The sequence below is a fragment of the Romboutsia sp. Marseille-P6047 genome (genome assembly GCF_900604535.1).
GTDB lineage: Bacteria > Bacillota > Clostridia > Peptostreptococcales > Peptostreptococcaceae > Romboutsia_E.
In genome coordinates, this window is sequence record NZ_UWOT01000016.1 from 55308 (window position 1) to 74237 (window position 18930).

At 28.0% G+C, this 18930-nt stretch carries 15 protein-coding genes and 1 pseudogene; 1 reads left to right on the forward strand and 15 read right to left on the reverse strand.

Annotation, left to right across the window (positions count from 1 at the left end):
• Positions 1 to 88: 88 nt before the first annotated feature.
• A complete protein-coding gene (locus EIH23_RS13815; RefSeq protein WP_122641022.1) occupies positions 89 to 1360 on the reverse strand; it encodes a dicarboxylate/amino acid:cation symporter in 1272 nt (423 codons plus the stop codon).
• 321 nt (positions 1361 to 1681) lie between these two features.
• Here EIH23_RS13815 and EIH23_RS13820 point away from each other — a divergent pair, with 321 nt between their 5' ends.
• Entirely contained in the window at positions 1682 to 2098 is a 417-nt protein-coding gene (locus tag EIH23_RS13820; RefSeq protein WP_122641023.1) for a single-stranded DNA-binding protein, read from the forward strand.
• 47 nt (positions 2099 to 2145) lie between these two features.
• Here the strand turns inward: EIH23_RS13820 and EIH23_RS13825 are convergent, their stop codons facing one another.
• From EIH23_RS13825 to EIH23_RS17040, 14 genes and pseudogenes are all read right to left on the reverse strand, one after another.
• Positions 2146 to 4065 carry a glycoside hydrolase family 13 protein gene (locus EIH23_RS13825; RefSeq protein WP_122641024.1) on the reverse strand — a complete coding sequence of 640 codons (1920 nt, stop codon included), beginning with the start codon at positions 4063 to 4065 and terminating at the stop codon, positions 2146 to 2148.
• Positions 4043 to 6490: a glycogen/starch/alpha-glucan phosphorylase gene (locus EIH23_RS13830; protein WP_122641025.1), complete on the reverse strand. Its 2448-nt coding sequence runs from the start codon at positions 6488 to 6490 to the stop codon at positions 4043 to 4045. Before EIH23_RS13830 ends, EIH23_RS13825 begins: the two co-directional genes overlap by 23 nt.
• A 12-nt stretch (positions 6491 to 6502) precedes the next feature.
• Entirely contained in the window at positions 6503 to 7945 is a 1443-nt protein-coding gene (gene glgA, locus EIH23_RS13835; RefSeq protein WP_122641026.1) for a glycogen synthase GlgA, read from the reverse strand.
• Positions 7946 to 7959: 14 nt separating this feature from the next.
• Positions 7960 to 9090, reverse strand: a complete 1131-nt coding sequence (gene glgD / locus EIH23_RS13840; protein ID WP_122641027.1) for a glucose-1-phosphate adenylyltransferase subunit GlgD — start codon at positions 9088 to 9090, stop codon at positions 7960 to 7962.
• 2 nt (positions 9091 to 9092) lie between these two features.
• Positions 9093 to 10247 carry a glucose-1-phosphate adenylyltransferase gene (locus tag EIH23_RS13845; RefSeq protein ID WP_122641028.1) on the reverse strand — a complete coding sequence of 385 codons (1155 nt, stop codon included), beginning with the start codon at positions 10245 to 10247 and terminating at the stop codon, positions 9093 to 9095.
• A gap of 50 nt (positions 10248 to 10297) precedes the next feature.
• Positions 10298 to 12388 carry a 1,4-alpha-glucan branching protein GlgB gene (glgB, locus tag EIH23_RS13850; RefSeq protein ID WP_330566300.1) on the reverse strand — a complete coding sequence of 697 codons (2091 nt, stop codon included), beginning with the start codon at positions 12386 to 12388 and terminating at the stop codon, positions 10298 to 10300.
• 319 nt (positions 12389 to 12707) lie between these two features.
• Entirely contained in the window at positions 12708 to 13700 is a 993-nt protein-coding gene (locus tag EIH23_RS13855) for an SPFH domain-containing protein (protein ID WP_122641030.1), read from the reverse strand.
• A gap of 26 nt (positions 13701 to 13726) precedes the next feature.
• Complete coding sequence (locus tag EIH23_RS13860) at positions 13727 to 14161, reverse strand: NfeD family protein (RefSeq protein ID WP_243113417.1); 435 nt, start codon at positions 14159 to 14161, stop codon at positions 13727 to 13729.
• A gap of 187 nt (positions 14162 to 14348) precedes the next feature.
• Positions 14349 to 15230: pseudogene (locus EIH23_RS16680) on the reverse strand (protein-ADP-ribose hydrolase).
• A gap of 120 nt (positions 15231 to 15350) precedes the next feature.
• Positions 15351 to 15572, reverse strand: coding sequence for a NifU family protein (locus EIH23_RS13870; protein WP_122641032.1), 222 nt, complete (start codon positions 15570 to 15572; stop codon positions 15351 to 15353).
• 80 nt (positions 15573 to 15652) lie between these two features.
• Positions 15653 to 16486, reverse strand: a complete 834-nt coding sequence (locus EIH23_RS13875; protein WP_122641033.1) for a prephenate dehydrogenase — start codon at positions 16484 to 16486, stop codon at positions 15653 to 15655.
• Positions 16483 to 17496 carry a 3-deoxy-7-phosphoheptulonate synthase gene (gene aroF, locus EIH23_RS13880; protein ID WP_122641034.1) on the reverse strand — a complete coding sequence of 338 codons (1014 nt, stop codon included), beginning with the start codon at positions 17494 to 17496 and terminating at the stop codon, positions 16483 to 16485. The genes EIH23_RS13875 and aroF overlap by 4 nt, the downstream gene beginning before the upstream one ends.
• A 20-nt stretch (positions 17497 to 17516) precedes the next feature.
• A complete protein-coding gene (locus EIH23_RS13885; protein WP_330566298.1) occupies positions 17517 to 18368 on the reverse strand; it encodes a prephenate dehydratase in 852 nt (283 codons plus the stop codon).
• A 46-nt stretch (positions 18369 to 18414) separates the two neighbouring features.
• On the reverse strand, positions 18415 to 18657 hold the full coding sequence (locus EIH23_RS17040; RefSeq protein ID WP_330566299.1) for a chorismate mutase: 243 nt from the start codon (positions 18655 to 18657) through the stop codon (positions 18415 to 18417).
• Positions 18658 to 18930 lie beyond the last annotated feature (273 nt).

Below are 18930 nucleotides of genomic sequence, written 5' to 3' on the forward strand. Positions count from 1 at the left end.
ATATTTGGATATAATTATCATATTAAAATAGGGCATCTCAAGTTGAGATACCCTATTTACTTTAGCCGATCAATATTTACTAACCTATTTATATTAAATTATCTACAACGTCTTCACTATTATAAGTTTTTAAATCTAATTCCTTTTCGCTATTTGCTATTATTAATGTACAAATATTGTCCCCCATAACATTTACAGTCGTTCTAAACATATCTATTATTCTTTCTACACCCATTATCAATCCAATACCCTCAAGAGGTAACCCTACTGATTGTAATACCATTGATAACATTATCATTCCAACCCCGGGTACACCTGCTGTACCTATAGATGCTAATGTTGCAGTAAGTACAATAGTAATCATATCATTCATTCCTAAATCAATTCCGTATATCTGCGCTATAAACAATGCTGCTATACCTTGCATTATAGCTGTTCCATCCATATTTATTGTAGCACCCATAGGTATAGTAAATGACCTTACACCTTTACTAACACCTAATTCTTCCATTATTTCTAAACTAGCTGGAACAGATGCATTACTTGACGCTGTTGAAAATGTAATAGCTGCAACACCACTAAATTTACTTATAAATGGTTTTATTTTTTGTCTTGTAAATATTTTAAATAGACCTCCATACACAAATGTTACATGTATTAAAAGACCTAATAATACTATTACTATATACTTTAATAGAGCAAATATAGCATCAGTACCTACTGTTGCAAATGTAGTAGATACCAGGGCAAATACACCATATGGAGCTGCTAACATTATTATACCTACCATCTTCATGCATATTTCATTTGCACTTTCAAACACTACTCTAACTGGTTCCGATTTTTTTCCTAATATACTCATAGATATTCCTAAAAGCATTGCAAAAAATATCACTTGTAACATTTCCCCATTAGCCAGCGATGCTATTGGATTTGTTGGTATTATATTTAATATTATCTCTACCAGTGACTTAGATTCTCCTATTGTAACTTCTCCTGTAACCATACTACTCATATCTAATCCTATACCAGGCTTTAATAAGCTACCTAATACTAAAGATATTATGATTGCTATTGCAGTTGTACCTAAGTAGAATAACATAGTTTTTCCACCTATTCGTCCTAACCTTTTTACATCACCCATAGATGATGTTCCACATACTAAAGATACAAATACTAATGGTACTACCATCATTTTTATTGCTGATGTAAATCCTGTACCTACTACTTTTAAAATTCCATCTAGTAAAAGTGTATTCTTTATAAATCCATCTTGAACTTTACTAAGTGCTAAACCAAACACGAATCCTAAAAACAATCCAAGTAATATTTTAGTCGTCAATGTTAATTTCTTTTTCATACTTAATTCCCCCGTATTCGAACTTTTTATTTTCTTATATTTTAATTATACATTATATTTATATAGATTACATTAAAAAATTAATTATCACCTTTGATATAGAGATTTTTTTATTATTTTATTAACCTGAAATCAGTTTTGGCTTTATTTTATAAAATATTCACCATTTTTACAATTCTTTTTAATGCGAACTGGTAAAAACTTTTTAATAAAGAAATTTCGTGTTTTATTATATCTATAATTTTTTTATTATTTTTTGTATTTAATATTATTTATTTGTCTAAAATCAAAATAAAATAAAATTTATCTTGAGGTGATTTAATGAATAATATTACTCTAATCGGTAGGCTTATAAATAATCCAGAATTAAACTTTATCGGAGAATCAAATAATGCTGTTACAAGTTTTACAATAGCAGTTAGTAGAAATTATAAAAATAAAATTGGTATAGTTGAATCTGATTTTATTAGAATTGAATTTTGGGGCAAAAGAGCAGAAATTTACGCTCAATATATACAAAAAGGTAAACTAGTAGCTATTGAAGGTTCCATTAGAACTGATAGATACGAAACTTCTGAAGGATCTTATAAATATAAAACTTGGGTCTTGGGTAATGAAATTAAATTCCTCGATCATAATAAATCTAGTGATAAAAAATACTATGAATCACCTCAAATATTTAATGAATCTAATGAAAGTACTTCTACCAATATATCTGATGAAGAACTTACATTTTAAAATAAATAAAAGTGTATCAAATTAATAACTTGATACACTTTTATTCTCTATTCTACTATATGTTTTCTTAGTGTAAATATTCTAAAAGATTTTTCGTCAATTTGTATATTGAATAATCCTTTACTGAAAACTCCACCATCTTCTTTTTCTATTATTTCACCATACTTCTTAGGAATATATTTAATATAAACTTCCTCTAGCACATCACCATTTAAATCTAAAGATACATTTTGCACAGTATTATCTCTATTTATTAATATTAGTAAATCTTCACTATTTAAATTATCATTTACTCTTAAATATCCAAATACATTGTCATTCTTGGTATCTATAAAGCTTGTTTCTCCATATGTAAGTGTTTGATATTTTTTTCTTGTATTTATTGCATTTTTATAAAAATCTATCATCTCTTCATCTTCATTTTTCCATGGATAAGTTCTTCTATTATCTGGATCTGTGTTTCCTTCAAGACCAGCTTCATCACCATAATATATATATGGAATACCTTCAGAAGTCATTTGTGTTATGACTGCTAATTTTACCATATCTTTATCACAATTTAACTCAGTTTTTATCCTTTTAACATCATGAGTTCCTAATAAATTTAAATTGGACTTAAATAGTTCACTTGGATAGTTTTCTTTTATTTCCATATAGTTATTTCTTAATTCTAAAGATGTACATTCTCCTTTTAAGAAGGCTAGTATATTCTTTCTAAATGGATAACCTAATACAGAATCTAATTTGTCACCAGAGAAATAATTCATTCTCTTGCCGTAACTTATCTTATTTGATGCATCTTCCCATACTTCACCTGTAAGTATTGCATCCTTATCAACTGATTTTAATTCTTTTCTTAATTCACTTAAAAAAGTTTTAGGAAGTTCATCAGCTACATCTAGTCTCCATCCCTTGACTCCCATTTTAGTCCATTTTTTTATTACGCTATCTTCATCATACATTATGTAGTTCATATAACTTGGCGATAATTCATTTATATTAGGCAGTGATTTAATTCCCCACCAGCAATCATATTTATTAGGAAATTCTTCAAATCGATACCAAGATGAATATTCTGAATCCTGTGATTGATAAGCCCCTATGCTATCATAATTACCATATTGATTAAAGTACTTACTATCAGCTCCTGTATGATTAAATACACCATCCAATATTATAGACATTCCTTTTTCTTTAGCTTTTTCTATAAGTTCAGCAAAAACTTCTTCATCTCCAAACATCGGATCTATCTTTTTATAGTTTCCTGTATCATATTTATGATTACTAGAAGATTCAAATATAGGGCTTAAGTATAAAATACTAACACCCAATTTCTTTAAATATCCTAATTTATTTATTATTCCTTTTAAGTTACCACCATAAAAATCCCATCTAGCTATATCTCCATTTTTATCTTTTATATACATCGGAGTATCATCCCAATTTGCATATATAAATGAATTTTTCTTAGGATTTATTGGTTTGTCATTTCGATTTCCATTATTAAATCTATCTACAAATATATGATAAAGTATACCTTCCTTATACCAATTAGGAACCTTTATATCTTCATGAACTGTTATTTGATATTTGTTTATATTTTCATATTTATATTCACAAGCTCTACCATCATTTTTACTCTTACCGTAAAATACTTTTTGATTATTACCATCTATTTTTCCTTCAACCTCAAAATAATAGAAATATATACCAGCTTTTTCAAAAGGTCTTATTTTACAAGTAAAAGTTTTTTCATTCCCTATATTTTGTATTTCTTTTAATTCTATTCTATCATATACAAAATTAGTTAAATCTTCATGTTCCCCTAAAATTACTAAAGATATGTTATATACATCTATATCCTTATTTGTAATAACATTTATAATTGCTTCATTCTTAGTATTCAAGGCTCCAAACGGAGCCTTAAACCCTTCATCCCAAGAATTATAACTTATACATTTTCTCATTCTTCTCACACCCTTTAAACCAAATGTCATCGCCATATTCTTTTATCGTTCTATCACTAGAAAATACGCCGGAATTAGCTATATTAATTAAAGACATTCTGTTCCAATCATATTTTTTCTTATATAAAGCACTTAGTTCCCTTTGTGCTCTTTCGTAATCATTGGCATCCCTTAGTACAAAATATTCATCATTATATGTTATTAAAGAGTCATAAACTTCTCTTCCTTCTTTACCTAAGTTAGGTATAAATCCATTTACTAAATCATCTACAACTTGTTTTAGTCTCAAATTTGTATGATATAAATCTATAGATGAATATCCTCCATTTTTATTATAATTCAATACTTCTTCAGCCGTTAAACCAAATAAAAACATATTTTCTTTACCAACTAGTTCACATATTTCAACATTTGCACCATCTAACGTTGCCATAGTTAGTGCACCATTCATCATAAACTTCATATTACTAGTTCCTGATGCTTCTTTTGTAGTTGTTGAAATTTGTTCACTTACATTTGCTGCAGGTATTATAAGCTCTGCTAGAGAAACACCATAGTTCTCTATAAATACTACTTTAAGCTTATCTTTTACTCTAATATCATTATTAATTAAGTCTGCAACTGAGTTTATTGTTTTTATTATGCACTTCGCTAAATAATATCCTGGAGCTGCTTTTGCTCCAAATATGAAAGTTCTTGGCTGTACATCCATATTAGGATTTTCTAATATCTTATGATATAAAGTCATTATATTCAATAAATTCAGTAATTGACGTTTATATGCATGTAACCTTTTTACTTGAACATCGAATATAGAATTTGGATCTACATCAATACTATATTTTTCCTTTATATAGTTAGATAATAAAACCTTATTATCATATTTTATATTATCTAATTTATCTAATACATTATTATCATTTTTATATAGCTCTAACTCTTTTAATTTAAATGTCTCAGTCTTCCAATCAGATCCAATCAAATCAGTTATTAATCCACTTAATTGGGGATTTGCACTAATTAACCATCTTCTATGAGCTATACCATTAGTCTTATTATTAAATTTATATGGCTCATCTTCATAAAAATCTTTTAATACTTCTTTTTCTAATAAGTTCGTATGAAGTTTAGCGACCCCATTTACACTATAGCTAGAAACAATACATAAGTTAGCCATATTAACCATTCCATTATTTATGATACTCATATTATTTACTTTATCTTTATTTTGATATTTACTATTTAAATAAAGATTGTATCTTCTATCAATTTCTTCAATTATCATATATATTCTTGGTAGCAATTTTTTTACCATTTCTATTGGCCATTTTTCCATAGCTTCAGACATTATAGTATGATTTGTATATGATATGGTATTTCTAGTTATATCCCATGCTTCATCCCATGAAAGTCCTTCTATGTCTAGTAGTATTCTCATAAGCTCTGGGACGCATAATGCTGGATGAGTATCATTTATGTGAATAGCTACTTTATTTGGTAGCTCATGTATATCAAACTTATGCTTTTTATACTTTCTGTATATATCTTGTATTCCTGCACTTACAAAAAAGTATTCCTGTTTTAATCTTAATAATCTACCTGCATAATTAGAATCATTAGGATATAAAACTTGAGAAATCTCTTCTGTATAATACTTATAATTTAATGCCTCTTCATAGCTTGCTGAATAGTTTCTAGCATTTGCTGTTGTTTGACCAAAATCCCTTCTTGGTATCTCACTCTTCCATAATCTAAGTGTGTTTACACAGTCATTTTCATAACCGATTATAGGTATATCGTAAGGCATAGCCATAACTGGAATATAATTTTTATGAATTACTTTTAAACTTCCATGATGTTCTTCTAAGTAAACATCACCTTCAAACTTAACTAATATAGCTTTATTTGGCCTAACAACTTCCCATAAATAATTTCCTTGAGTTAACCAATTATCAGGAACTTCTACCTGGCAACCATTTACAAATTTTTGTTTAAATAAGCCATATTTATATCTTATCCCATATCCATGACCGCTCATACCTACAGATGCCATAGAATCTAAGAAACAAGCGGCTAGTCTTCCTAGTCCGCCATTTCCTAAAGCTGGATCTACCTCTGACTTTATTAAATCATCAAGGTTAATACCTAGCTCTTTAAGTCCTTCTCTTATATTATTTTCTACACCTAAATTTAATAAATTCGATTTTAGCTGTCTTCCTAATAAGAATTCAATTGAAAAATAATATACTTCCTTCTCTTTGTCAATTTTTGTGTCCACCCATCTTTTAGCAATAAGATCTTTCAAAACACCAGCAAGAACATTTAATAACTGTTCATCGCTAGCTTCATTTATAGGCTGTGCATATAAACTATACATCTTACTTTCAAAGTTTTGTTTAAATTTCCTTTTGCTAATTGTGATCATCAAATCTCTCCTTTAATTGAGAATTCCCTGATATACCTCTATATATTTTTGAGCTGATTTTTTCCAACTATTATCTGTATACATTGCATTTTTAACTAAGTTATACCATATATTTTTATCTTTATATAGCTCAAGCCCTTTTTGGATGCAGTAAAGCATTTCATGTGCATTATAATTTGTGAAACTAAATCCATTACCTTCTCCAGTATACTTATTATATGGACTTACAGTATCCTTAAGGCCTCCAGTTTCTCTAACTATAGGCAGTGTTCCATATCTCATAGCCATCATTTGACCTATTCCACAAGGTTCAAACAATGAAGGCATTAAGAACATATCACTACCTGAATATATTTGTTGTGCTAAACCACTATCAAAAGTTATTCTAGCTGAAACCTTTTTGCAATAACGAGAGCTATAATAATTAAACATAGATTGATATTGATGTTCTCCAGTTCCTAATACAACTAGTTGTAGATCTTCTCTTACTAATTCAGGCATAATATATGATATTAGGTCAAATCCTTTTTGTGATACTAATCTAGATACTATACCTATTAGAGGAATATCTGGGTTAACTTCTAAACCTAATATTTTTTGTAATTCTAATTTATTCTTAACTTTATTCTCTAAGCTGTTAATATCATATTTAAAGAAAATATTAGGATCTGTTATAGGATTATTTAAATCATAGTCAATTCCATTTAATATACCTTCTAGCTTATGTGAATTTTCTCTTAATAATCCATCTAGACCTTCTCCATAGAATTCTGTTTGAATTTCATCTACATAAGTCTTACTTACAGTAGTTACCTTATCTGCAAATACTATACCTGCTTTCATAAAACTTACACCACCGTAGTATTCTACAGATTTATTATCATAGTATTCATATGATAAATTAAGCAAATCACCTAATACTTCTTTACCAAATACACCTTGATATTGTAAGTTATGAATTGTATATAAAGTTTTTATATTGCTATATTTCTCTAAGTGACTATATCTATCTTTTAAAATTAAAGGAATCATACCTGTATGCCAGTCATTTATATGAATCACATCTGGATAAAAATCTATTTTTTCCATAACCTTAAGAACAGCTTCACTAAAGAATGTAAATCTTTCGGCATCATCACCATATCCATAAAGATATGCAAACTCGCCATCTCTTTTAAAATAGTATTCATTGTCTATAAAGTAAAATTTAATTCCTTCATACTCCATTTCTAATAATCCACAGTATTGATTTCTCCATCCTAATTGGACATTAAATACAGCTATTTCTCTTAATTTATCTTTTAAATATGTTGGTATAGTTGAGTATTTAGGTAGTATTACTCTAACATCAACACCTTCTTTTTTTAAAGCCTTAGGTAACGCATAAGATACGTCACCTAATCCCCCAGTCTTTACAAAAGGCCAACACTCTGATGTCACATAAAAAACTTTCATCCAAAATTTCCCCCTTATATACTTAGATTTTTCTCTATAACCATAGGGTAATTTTCATCGCCTCTTAATTCTTTCCCCTCTGATATTGAAATATTCTTATCTAATATAACATTATTTAAAACTACATCTGATTCTATGGTACAATTTTGCATTATTACTGAATTTTTAATAACTGTATCTTTACCTACATGCACTTTTCTAAATATAATACTATTTTCTACTATTCCATCTATAACACAACCTGTAGCTATAAATGAGTTTTTTACATTTGAATTTTCTTTATAAATTGTAGGTGCTTGATTTTTTTCTTTAGTTAATATTTTTCTATTTGAGTAAAGAAGTTCTTTAGATACTTCTGGTAGTAGTAAATCTTTACTTAATTCATAATAACTTTGTATTGAATTTATACACTTTAGGTACCCTTTAAATTCATATGCACCAACTTGTATATTATTGATCTCTTGTGTTATAAAATCTTGGAAATAAGAGTATGTTCCTAGGTTAACTATTTCATATATGCACGATATAAAATCTTTACGTCTCATTATATACATTTCCATAAATATATTTGCTCTTGGGAAAGTACCTAAGTTACTTCCTATGTTAATTACTCTATCATTGTTATCTAAGTTTAAAGTTAAGCACCCTTTAAAATCTTTATTTGCATTATCTATATTTTTATAAACTACAGTTATATCATTATTAGATTTTTTGTGATGTGCTATAACATCTTCATAGTTTATATTACAAAGCATATAACTTGGTGATATTAATATGTACTCTTCTTCGCTTTTCTCTATATAATCTATGTTTGCTAATATTGTGTATATATCTCCACTTCTACCCTCATATTGATTTTGATATTTTGTATTTTCTGGACTAAGTATACACAGCCCCCCTGTCTTCCTACTCAAATCCCAATCTTTTCCACTACCTAAATGGTCTGTTAATGACCTATATTTTTCTTTAGCGTATATACCTACATTTGTCATTCTTGAATTTACCATATTAGAAAGTGTAAAATCTATAACTCTATATCTTCCTGCTATTGGAATTGATGCTATCGGCCTAGCATAACTAAGTTTGCTTACACTTGGATATCCCTTTTTATCTAAATTTATTAACCCCATACACTCATTTCTCATAATTATATTCCCCCTTGTAATACTTCCTTTGGCTTCACAGTTTCATATTCTGAAACTACATTAATTTCATCTTCATCATTTCTTATAATTGAATTATCTTCTATTACTGCACCTTCACCAATCATAGCTTTTTCTATTATTACGTTTTTACCTATTTTTACATTAGGCATGATTACAGAATCTTTTACTGTACTATTTTCATCTATATGAACACCATGAGAAAGAACTGCGTTTTCTACATCACCTAATATTGAGCATCCATCTGCTATTAAAGCCTCACGTATATCAGCATCTTTTCCTATATATTGTGGAGGGCTTGCCATCGTATTTGTATATATTCTCCATCTTGAGTCATTTAAATCTATTGCATCAGGATATTTTATAAGATCCATATTTGCATCCCATAAACTTTGTATTGTTCCAACATCCCTCCAATATCCTTTAAATGGATAAGCATACATTTGCTCTTGATCTTCTAACATCATTGGTATTATATTTTTTCCAAAATCATCAAAGCAAAGGTTATTTTCTTCAGATTTTATAAAATAATCTCTTAATATACTCCAGTTAAATATATATACTCCCATTGAAGCTAAATTACTTTTTGGCTCTTGAGGTTTTTCTTCAAATTCATATATTTGGCCATCTTCTTTTGTATTCATTATACCAAATCTAGATGCTTCGTCCCAAGGTACCTCTATTACAGCTATTGTAGCCTTTGCATTTTTTTCCTTATGATAACTTAACATTTTACTATAATCCATTTTATATATATGATCTCCTGATAATATAAGAACATATTCTGGATTATATGCATCTATAAAGTTCATATTTTGATAAATTGCATTAGCAGTACCTTCATACCAGTTGCCTTCTTTTTCATTCATATATGGTTGTAATATGTATACTCCACCATTAATTCTATCTAAATCCCAATGACTCCCCATACCTATATGAGAATTTAATATTAATGGTCTGTATTGTGTTAAAACTCCAACTGTATCTATACCTGAATTTGAACAGTTGCTTAATACAAAATCTATTATCCTATATTTTCCCCCAAATGATACTGCAGGCTTTGCTATACTCTTTGTAAACACACCAAGTCTAGAACCTTGCCCACCAGCTAATATCATTGCTATCATTTCTTTATTCATTAAATTTGACTCCCCCTTAGATAACTTTATATTTATATATTTTAAAATTTTTATTTTTTTATTTTATTTAATTTCATCATATCTATTTTTACTTCTTTTTTATGAATCTCTATACTTTCTCTCTTTTCAATTTCACTTTTTTTAGGTCTTGATTCTAAAGCATCTTTAATTTCTGCTACTGTTTCCTTTAAATTAATATGTTTAGTTTCTTTTTCTTCTAAGATAATCTCTTCTTCATTGTTACTAGACTTCTTTAACTTTATAAAAGTCGCTCCTAATGGAGGTACTTTTATATTTATACAATAATTTTTATTATGCCATTTTTCATTATTTGAGAATATTTCTACTCCACTCATAGTCTGATTAGATCCCCAATACTTATCGTCATCTGAGTTAAATACTTCTTTATACACACCACTAAATGGTACTCCTACCTTATAGTCATAATAAACTACTGGTGTGAAGTTAATTACTGCTATTGTAAAATCTTTCTCATCTTTTCCTTTTCTCATTAATGTTATTACACTTTGATCACTATTATGAGGATCTATAAAATCAAATCCATCATAAACATTATCTATTTCATATAAAGCTTTATCATTTTTATACATATGATTTAAATCTCTAACATAGTCCTTCATTTTGCTATGAGGTTCTCTTTCTAATAACTCCCATTCCAATCCATATGCATATCTCCACTCTAATCCTTGACCAAACTCTGATCCCATGAACAACAGTTTCTTTCCTGGATGAATCATATAATATGCATATAATAACCTAAGATTAGCAAATTTTTGCCATGAATCTCCTGGCATCTTATCTAATAAAGATTTTTTCCCATGAACAACTTCATCATGAGATAATGGTAAAATAAAATTCTCTGAAAAAGCATACATGAATGAAAATGTTATTAAATCATGGTGATATTTTCTATATATAGGGTCCATCTCCATGTATTTTAGAGTATCATTCATCCATCCCATATTCCACTTATATGTAAATCCTAATGCTCCTTTATATGTTGGTCCTGTAACCATAGGCCATGCTGTAGATTCTTCGGCGATTATAATTGGATTTGTAATATATTTATATGCAGTTTCATTTAATTTTCTTAAAAAATCTATAGCTTCTAAGTTTTCTCTTCCACCATACTTATTAGGTTTCCAATCGCCCCCATCATAATCTAGATATAACATACTAGATACTGCATCTACTCTTATTCCATCTATATGAAATTCCTTAAACCAATACAATACGTTTGATAATAAGAAACTATTTACTTCAGCTTTACCTAAATCAAAATGGGCTGTTCCCCATCCATTATTATCTGCTTTTGTTGGATCTGAATATTCAAATTGAGGAGATCCATCAAATTTATATAATCCATGCTCATCTCTACAAAAATGGCTATATGCAAAATCTAAAATTATACCTAGTTGATTCTCATGACATCTTTCAACGAATTTTCTAAATCCATTTGGCTCTCCATGTCTACTTGTAGGACTGTAGTATCCAACTGTTTGATATCCCCAAGACATATCTAATGGGAATTCTGTTATTGGCATAATTTCTATGTGTGTATATCCCATATCTTTTGCATAATCAATCATCTCATAAAGCTCTTCATATGTAAAAAAATCGCCATCCCATTTTCTCTTCCATGAACCTAAATTAACTTCGTATATATTCATAGGCTCTTGATCACATATTTTTTTAGATTTATCTTGCTGCCATTTTTCATCTGACCATTCATAGTCTTCTAAATCATATACAATGGATGCTGTATTAGGTCTTAGTTCTGAAAATATTGCATATGGATCTGACTTTAATCTACTAATTCCATCACATCCAACTACATTATATTTGTATTTATCCCCTTCTTTTAATCCCTCAATAAATATACTCCAGATTCCACTATCATACAGATTTATCATTTGATGTGTGTCTAATTCCCATTTATTAAATTCACCACTTACATAAACTTTCTTTGCATTTGGTGCCCATACCATAAAAGATACACCCTTTTTACCTTTATGAGTTGCCAAATGACTTCCCATAAATTTATAGCTGTCGACTGAATTCCCACTCTTAAAACTTAATATATTGTCTTCTTTTATAATTGCTTCATACTTAACTGAAATTGAAAACGCCCCCTCTTAAATGTTATATCTTACAAAAAATTGTACTGATTTGTAATTATTTAATAATTTTTTCAAAACTTTTTATATTACTGTTATTTTATAAATTTTTTGCTATGACTAATTGATATGCTCTAATTTTTTGTTTAATGGGCCATCTGCATTATGTTTTAATTCTCCTAAAGATATAAATTTCCTTTTTTTTTTTTACTTATTTTAATTATTTTTTATATAATCTTTTTTCTTATAAATAGAAAAAAGAAGAAATTTATACAAATTTCTTCTTTTTTCTATTTGCTTATATATTTACATGCATATATCCTTATTTTTCATTGTCATTATTTAGAACTTCTTTTATACCTTTAAAAGTTCCTAAAATATTAACTGCATCTGAAGGTAATACAATTTTTGTCGCTTCTCCTTTAGCTACTTTTTCTAATGCTTCCATAGATTTTAATGCTAACATATTGTCATCTATATCAGATTCTTTCATTGCTTTAAATACATCTAATAACCCTTGTGCTGTAGCCTTTTGAACTTTCATTATAATTTCAGCCTCTCCTTGTGCCTTCGCTATGGCTATTTGTCTTATTGATTCAGCTTCACCCTGTGCTTTTAATATAGCTGATTCTTTTTCACCTTCTGCTTCTCTTATCATAGCTTCTTTCTTTGCCTCTGCTCTAAGTATGGCTGATTGCTTCTCACCTTCTGCCTGTAGAATTGATGATGCTTTATTACCTTCTGCCTGTAATATTGATTCTCTTCTTTCTCTTTCTGCTCTCATTTGCTTTTCCATAGCCACTTGGATATCTTCTGGTGGCATTATATTTTTAAGTTCAACACGATTTACTTTAATTCCCCATTTATCAGTTGCCTCATCTAATATTGATCTCATTTTTGTATTAATTAAATCCCTAGACGTAAGTGTTTCATCTAAATCTAATTCACCAATTATATTTCTTAAAGTTGTTGCTGTTAAATTTTCAATTGCTGATATTGGATTTGCTATTTCAAAAACATATCTCACAGGATCTGTTATTTGATAATAAACTACCGTATCAATTTGCATAGTTACATTATCTTTTGTTATAACAGGTTGTGGTGGAAAATCTATAACAATTTCCCTTAAATCTATTATATATGCCATATTATCTAAAAACGGTACTAAAAAGTGAACTCCTGTATCAGCTACTTTTAAAAACTTACCTAATCTCATAATTATACCTACTTTAGATTGCTTAATTACTCTGACATACCTTAAACTCATCAAAACTACTACTAATATTAAAACTATTATTAATATTACTTTAAACATATATACTCTCCCTTTTCTCTTAGAATTTATTCATTAACTGCAAGTTTTACAATTAACTTTACACCCTCTATTTTTACAATATCTACAGTTGAACCAGGTTCTATTTTTTCATTATTGATTCCAATAGCACTCCAATCTTCTCCATCAATACTAACTATTCCTGTTTTGTATGGAAGTATCTCTTCTTTTACAACTCCTTTTTTAGATAAAATTCCCTGTAAATTTGTTTCATACTTGTGATTTTTATCATTTTTAACTATTTTCTTTGTTGCTAAAACCAAAAGAGATATAGATATTACTGCAAAAATAAGTAATTGCACGACTATGTTAGTTACAATCTTACTAAGAGCTAATACTACTAGTGCTCCTATACTGAACCAAATCAAAGTTAAGCTTGTTGTCAATAATTCTCCAACCCCAAATATAATAGCCACTGCTAACCATATTAATTTCAATCTCATCCATCCTTCTTAATATATTTTTTAACCTTTAATATACCCTAGTCATATATTATATTAGCCTTTTTAAAGATTTACTACAAGCATTTATTAGAAGAGGTATAATTAGTTAAAGTTTAATATAAAAATATAATAAATTATATAAAAGAGACCTATATGAAAATATTCAAATAGATCTCTTTTATATAATTTACTTTTCATACACAAATTTATTATCATTTAATAAAGCTTGTCTATATATTTCTTCATCACTATCTTTAAATACATTAAATACCACTTTCAAATCTTTTTCTGGATTTTCTTTTAACCATTTCTTAACCGTTCTAACTGCTAATAGAGTAGCATCTTCCTTAGGGTATCCAAATACACCAGTTGAAATACAACAAAATACTATATTCTTAATCATATCAATCTCTTTTACTATATTAAGACATGATATATAGCATGATGATAATTGTTTTTCTTACTCTTTTGTTGGAGTTTCATCGAGTATAATTGGACCAACTGTATGTATTACAAATTTAGATGGTAAACAATAGCCTCTAGTAATTTTTGCAGATCCTATATATTCTAAATGACCTTGTTTCTCTATTATTTTATTACAATCCAGTCTTAATCTTGGACCTGCACATGAATGTATTGAGTTATCTACGCATGCATGTAGAGGTTTCATACATCCTAAAAGCTTGCTATTTGCTGTATTTACAATCGCATCAGATTTTATAGTTGTTATGTCCCCTTTAAATATACCTATATTTTTATCCACTTCATCAATATCATCTATATTTGTTACTAACTTTTCTTTTGATTCACTTATTAAAAGTCTCTCTAATAGTTCTAGATATACAGGATCAATTTCTTTAGGTGGATATACATCTAAGAGTGCGTGTAACATATCTCTTCTAGATTTATAAGTATCTGGTAGGTTTCTTATATCCAAAATATTTTCTTTTGAAAAATAATTAATTAATAACTTAACTGCTCTATATTTTTCACTTTTATTCATAATTTTTATATCTTTAATAAAATCACTAAATAAATTTATATCCTTTCCATACTCTATCCAATTCATAATTTCCTCCTGTAGTACTTATTTTCATACTTATATATTTAAGTAACTATACTTATATATATGTCAATATAAAAATGAGTATATCAAATTTTTTGATATACTCATTTTTTAATTATCATATTATATTCCAATCACTTGTCTTACCTCAGGTACTTCTTTAACTAGTAAATTTTCTATAACTGCTTTTATAGTCATAGTAGCACCCGGACATCCCTGACAAGCACCCTTTAACCTAACTAATACTACTCCTTCTTCATTTACATCTACTAGTTCTACATCTCCTCCATCTCTTTGAAGAAGCGGTCTTACTCTTTCAATAACTTCTAATACCTTATCTTTCATAATATACCTCCATGAAAATTATAGTATATTTATAATTCTATAATCTAACGTTTTCCCCTTTTTTTATAAATAAATTAAAGCTATAATTGTTGTCTTCGAATAGATGACTTTTTAAAATATTCTACTAATTTTTGATTATCATTTTTTTCTACACATATTTTTATTTTATTTATTTCTTCTAAAAATTTATTCATAGAGTTAAGGAAGTTATCTTTATTCCCCATAAAAAGTTCACACCATAACTCTTCATTAATATTAGCAATTCTAGTTAAATCTCTATAGCTATCACCTATAAAACTCCCTGTATCTCTTCCTTCTTCATCACTATTTATTAGTGCAACGGCTATTGCATGTGGTAATTGAGATGTGAATGAAATTATCTCATCGTGGAAACTTGCACTTACTTTTTTTACATTTTTAAATCCTATAGAATAAATTAAACTTTCTACAATCTCTATATTTTCTTCATTGTTATGATCTGCATTTATTAATATATAATTTGCACCTTTAAACACGCTACTACTTGCAAAATCAAGCCCCTTTTTTTCTCTTCCAGCCATAGGATGGCCAAATACAAAATCAACACCTTTAGGAAGCATCTTCAGTACTTCATCTATAAACATTCCTTTTATACCAGTTGTATCAGTTATTATAGATCCCTTTTTAAAGTTATATTTATTTTCTTCAATAAATGATTTAATTAATGTTGGATAAATAGATATTATTACTAAATCCGCATGTCTTATTAAATTAGAGCCTTTTGTACTGCCATCTTTAATAATATTCATCTCTTTTGCTTTTATAATTGTTTGCTCATTTATATCTATACCATATACATCATTATATCCAGCTTCTTTAAGTGCCATTGCAAAAGAACCTCCAATAACACCTAAGCCAACTATAACTATATTCATATAGTTTTTCCTTCTAACTGTGCAAGGACTTTAACTGATTTCATTAAAGAATCAAATTTAGAAGGTTTAATAGACTGTTTTCCATCACATAAAGCTTGTTGTGGATTATTATGAACTTCTATCATAAGACCGTCACATCCTGCAAGTATTGCTGCTTTAGCCATTGGTTCAACAAGTCTCCAATCTCCTGATGCATGACTTGGATCAACTATAACTGGTAAATGAGATAATCTTTTTACTACTGGCACTGCACTTAAATCTAATGTATTTCTTGTATATGTTTCAAATGTTCTAATTCCTCTTTCACATAAAATTACATTTTCATTACCGCCTGCCATGATATATTCTGCACTCATAAGCCATTCTTCTATGGTTGCTGACAATCCTCTTTTTAATAGAACTGGCTTTTTAGTTCTACCAACTTGCTTTAATAGATCAAAATTTTGCATATTTCTAGCACCAATCTGTATTACATCTACATCTTCTACAAATTTATCTATATAATTAGTAGACATTAATTCTGTAACTATAGGAAGTCCAGTTTCCTTTTTAGCTAACTTTAAAAGTTCTAACCCTTCTAACTCCATTCCTTGAAAACTATATGGTGATGTTCTCGGCTTAAATGCTCCACCTCTTAAAAAATTAGCCCCAGATAATTTTACACTTTTAGCAATTTCAATTATTTGTTCTCCTGACTCTACTGAACAAGGTCCGGCCATTATACCTAAGTTTGTACCACCTACCTTACTACCTAATACATCTACAATAGTGTCTTCTGGTTTAAATAGTCTATTTGCTTTTTTAAATGGTTCCTGAACCTTAAGTATTCTATCTACATATCTATATGATAAAATTTCACCTGGATCAATTACTGTAGTATCTCCAATAAGACCTATAATACACTTTGAGTCTCCCTCTGAAACATTAGTTTTAACACCCTTAGACTCTACATGATTAATAATTTCTCTTACTTCTTCTTTTGTACATCCTTGACTCATTACTATAATCATAAAACTACCTCCTTTTAAATTTAATTTTTTATATCACATTTTTTATAACTTCCTAAAAACTTAAAATGTTTACTTTCACTTTCTATAATTTTTATACCATCTTTGATCATTTTATCATCTATATTTCCTTCAAAATCAACATAAAATAAATATCTCCAAGGTATATGCTTATTTGGCCTAGATTCTATCTTAGTTAAATTTATTTTATACTCATCAAAGTATCTTAACAAATTATATAAACTTCCTGCTTCATGCTCTATTGAAAAAACTACACTTGATTTATTACATTCATGGTTAACTTCTAAATTGTTTCCTATAATCGCAAACTTTGTATAGTTATCTTCAATATCATTTATATTTCTTTCTATGATATCTAAGTTATATATTTTAGCCGCTCTCTCTGATGCTATTGCACCTTTTGTTTTATCATTTAAATCTGAAACTAACTTAGCAGATATAGCTGTATTTAGATATGGTATTAGTTTTAAATTTTTATACTTTTGTAAACTTTTATTACTTTGTTCAAAGCCTTGTTGATGTGAATATACTTCTTGTATATCACTTAATTTAGCTCCATTAATACCTAAAAGATGTTGACTTATCTTTATACATTCCTCTCCTACTATATAACATTTATACTGATTTAATAAATCATAAACTTTGGATATACCACCAGTTGATGAGTTTTCAATAGGTACTACAATATAGTCAACCTCGTTATTTTTTAACCCTAAAAATACATCTTCAAATTTATCATAGCTTTTTGAGTACTTTATTCTATCAAAATGTTTATACATCGCTTCCTCACTAAAAGAACCTTCAACACCTTGATACCCAACTCTTACATCAAAATATTTTTTATTGTCTTTCAATATTTCCCTTAAACTAATTTTATTCAATTCTTCATTTTGTATTAATCTACTTAAGTACATTAAATTTATATAGAAACTTCTTAACAATGGAGCATACTCTTTTTTCCTCTAAATAAGATATATTTTTATCTATAACTTTTTCTTCTCTATCTTTTTGATATATTTCTAAATTATTATTTATTTTGTAATTAGCAATCTTTTTAGATATATTCATTCTTTGTTCAAAAAGTTTAGTAATTTCTCTGTCAATTCTATTTATTTCTAATCTATAATCATCTAACAAGTCCATTTACTCAACTCCTTTTATTATTTTTTATAAAAAAAGAGCTCAAATGAGCTCTTTTTGAATATTCTAAATTAATTAAAAAATTATAATTTAATTGATATTTATAGAATATATGAACCCATTAGAAAAAATTTAGTTTTGCAGAAAAAATAGCTAGCGCTAAAATAAAAGCCCCAGAATAATAAATAAAAAAAGCTATAAAGTTGTTCTACAAATATTCTTCTAATCATCTTCATATTTTCATCTCCTCAGTTTTTAATATTGATATAATTGTAG

Excerpts from the sequence above, each read along its gene's own strand:
- EIH23_RS13815 (WP_122641022.1), bottom strand. The coding sequence starts at position 1,360 with ATGAAAAAGAAATTAACATTGACGACTAAAATATTACTTGGATTGTTT.
- EIH23_RS13820 (WP_122641023.1), top strand. The coding sequence starts at position 1,682 with ATGAATAATATTACTCTAATCGGTAGGCTTATAAATAATCCAGAATTA.
- EIH23_RS13825 (WP_122641024.1), bottom strand. The coding sequence starts at position 4,065 with ATGAGAAAATGTATAAGTTATAATTCTTGGGATGAAGGGTTTAAGGCT.
- EIH23_RS13830 (WP_122641025.1), bottom strand. The coding sequence starts at position 6,490 with ATGATCACAATTAGCAAAAGGAAATTTAAACAAAACTTTGAAAGTAAG.
- glgA (WP_122641026.1), bottom strand. The coding sequence starts at position 7,945 with ATGAAAGTTTTTTATGTGACATCAGAGTGTTGGCCTTTTGTAAAGACT.
- glgD (WP_122641027.1), bottom strand. The coding sequence starts at position 9,090 with ATGAGAAATGAGTGTATGGGGTTAATAAATTTAGATAAAAAGGGATAT.
- EIH23_RS13845 (WP_122641028.1), bottom strand. The coding sequence starts at position 10,247 with ATGAATAAAGAAATGATAGCAATGATATTAGCTGGTGGGCAAGGTTCT.
- EIH23_RS13855 (WP_122641030.1), bottom strand. The coding sequence starts at position 13,700 with ATGTTTAAAGTAATATTAATAATAGTTTTAATATTAGTAGTAGTTTTG.
- EIH23_RS13860 (WP_243113417.1), bottom strand. The coding sequence starts at position 14,161 with ATGAGATTGAAATTAATATGGTTAGCAGTGGCTATTATATTTGGGGTT.
- EIH23_RS13870 (WP_122641032.1), bottom strand. The coding sequence starts at position 15,572 with ATGAAAGATAAGGTATTAGAAGTTATTGAAAGAGTAAGACCGCTTCTT.
- EIH23_RS13875 (WP_122641033.1), bottom strand. The coding sequence starts at position 16,486 with ATGAATATAGTTATAGTTGGCTTAGGTGTTATTGGAGGTTCTTTTGCA.
- aroF (WP_122641034.1), bottom strand. The coding sequence starts at position 17,496 with ATGATTATAGTAATGAGTCAAGGATGTACAAAAGAAGAAGTAAGAGAA.
- EIH23_RS17040 (WP_330566299.1), bottom strand. The coding sequence starts at position 18,657 with ATGGACTTGTTAGATGATTATAGATTAGAAATAAATAGAATTGACAGA.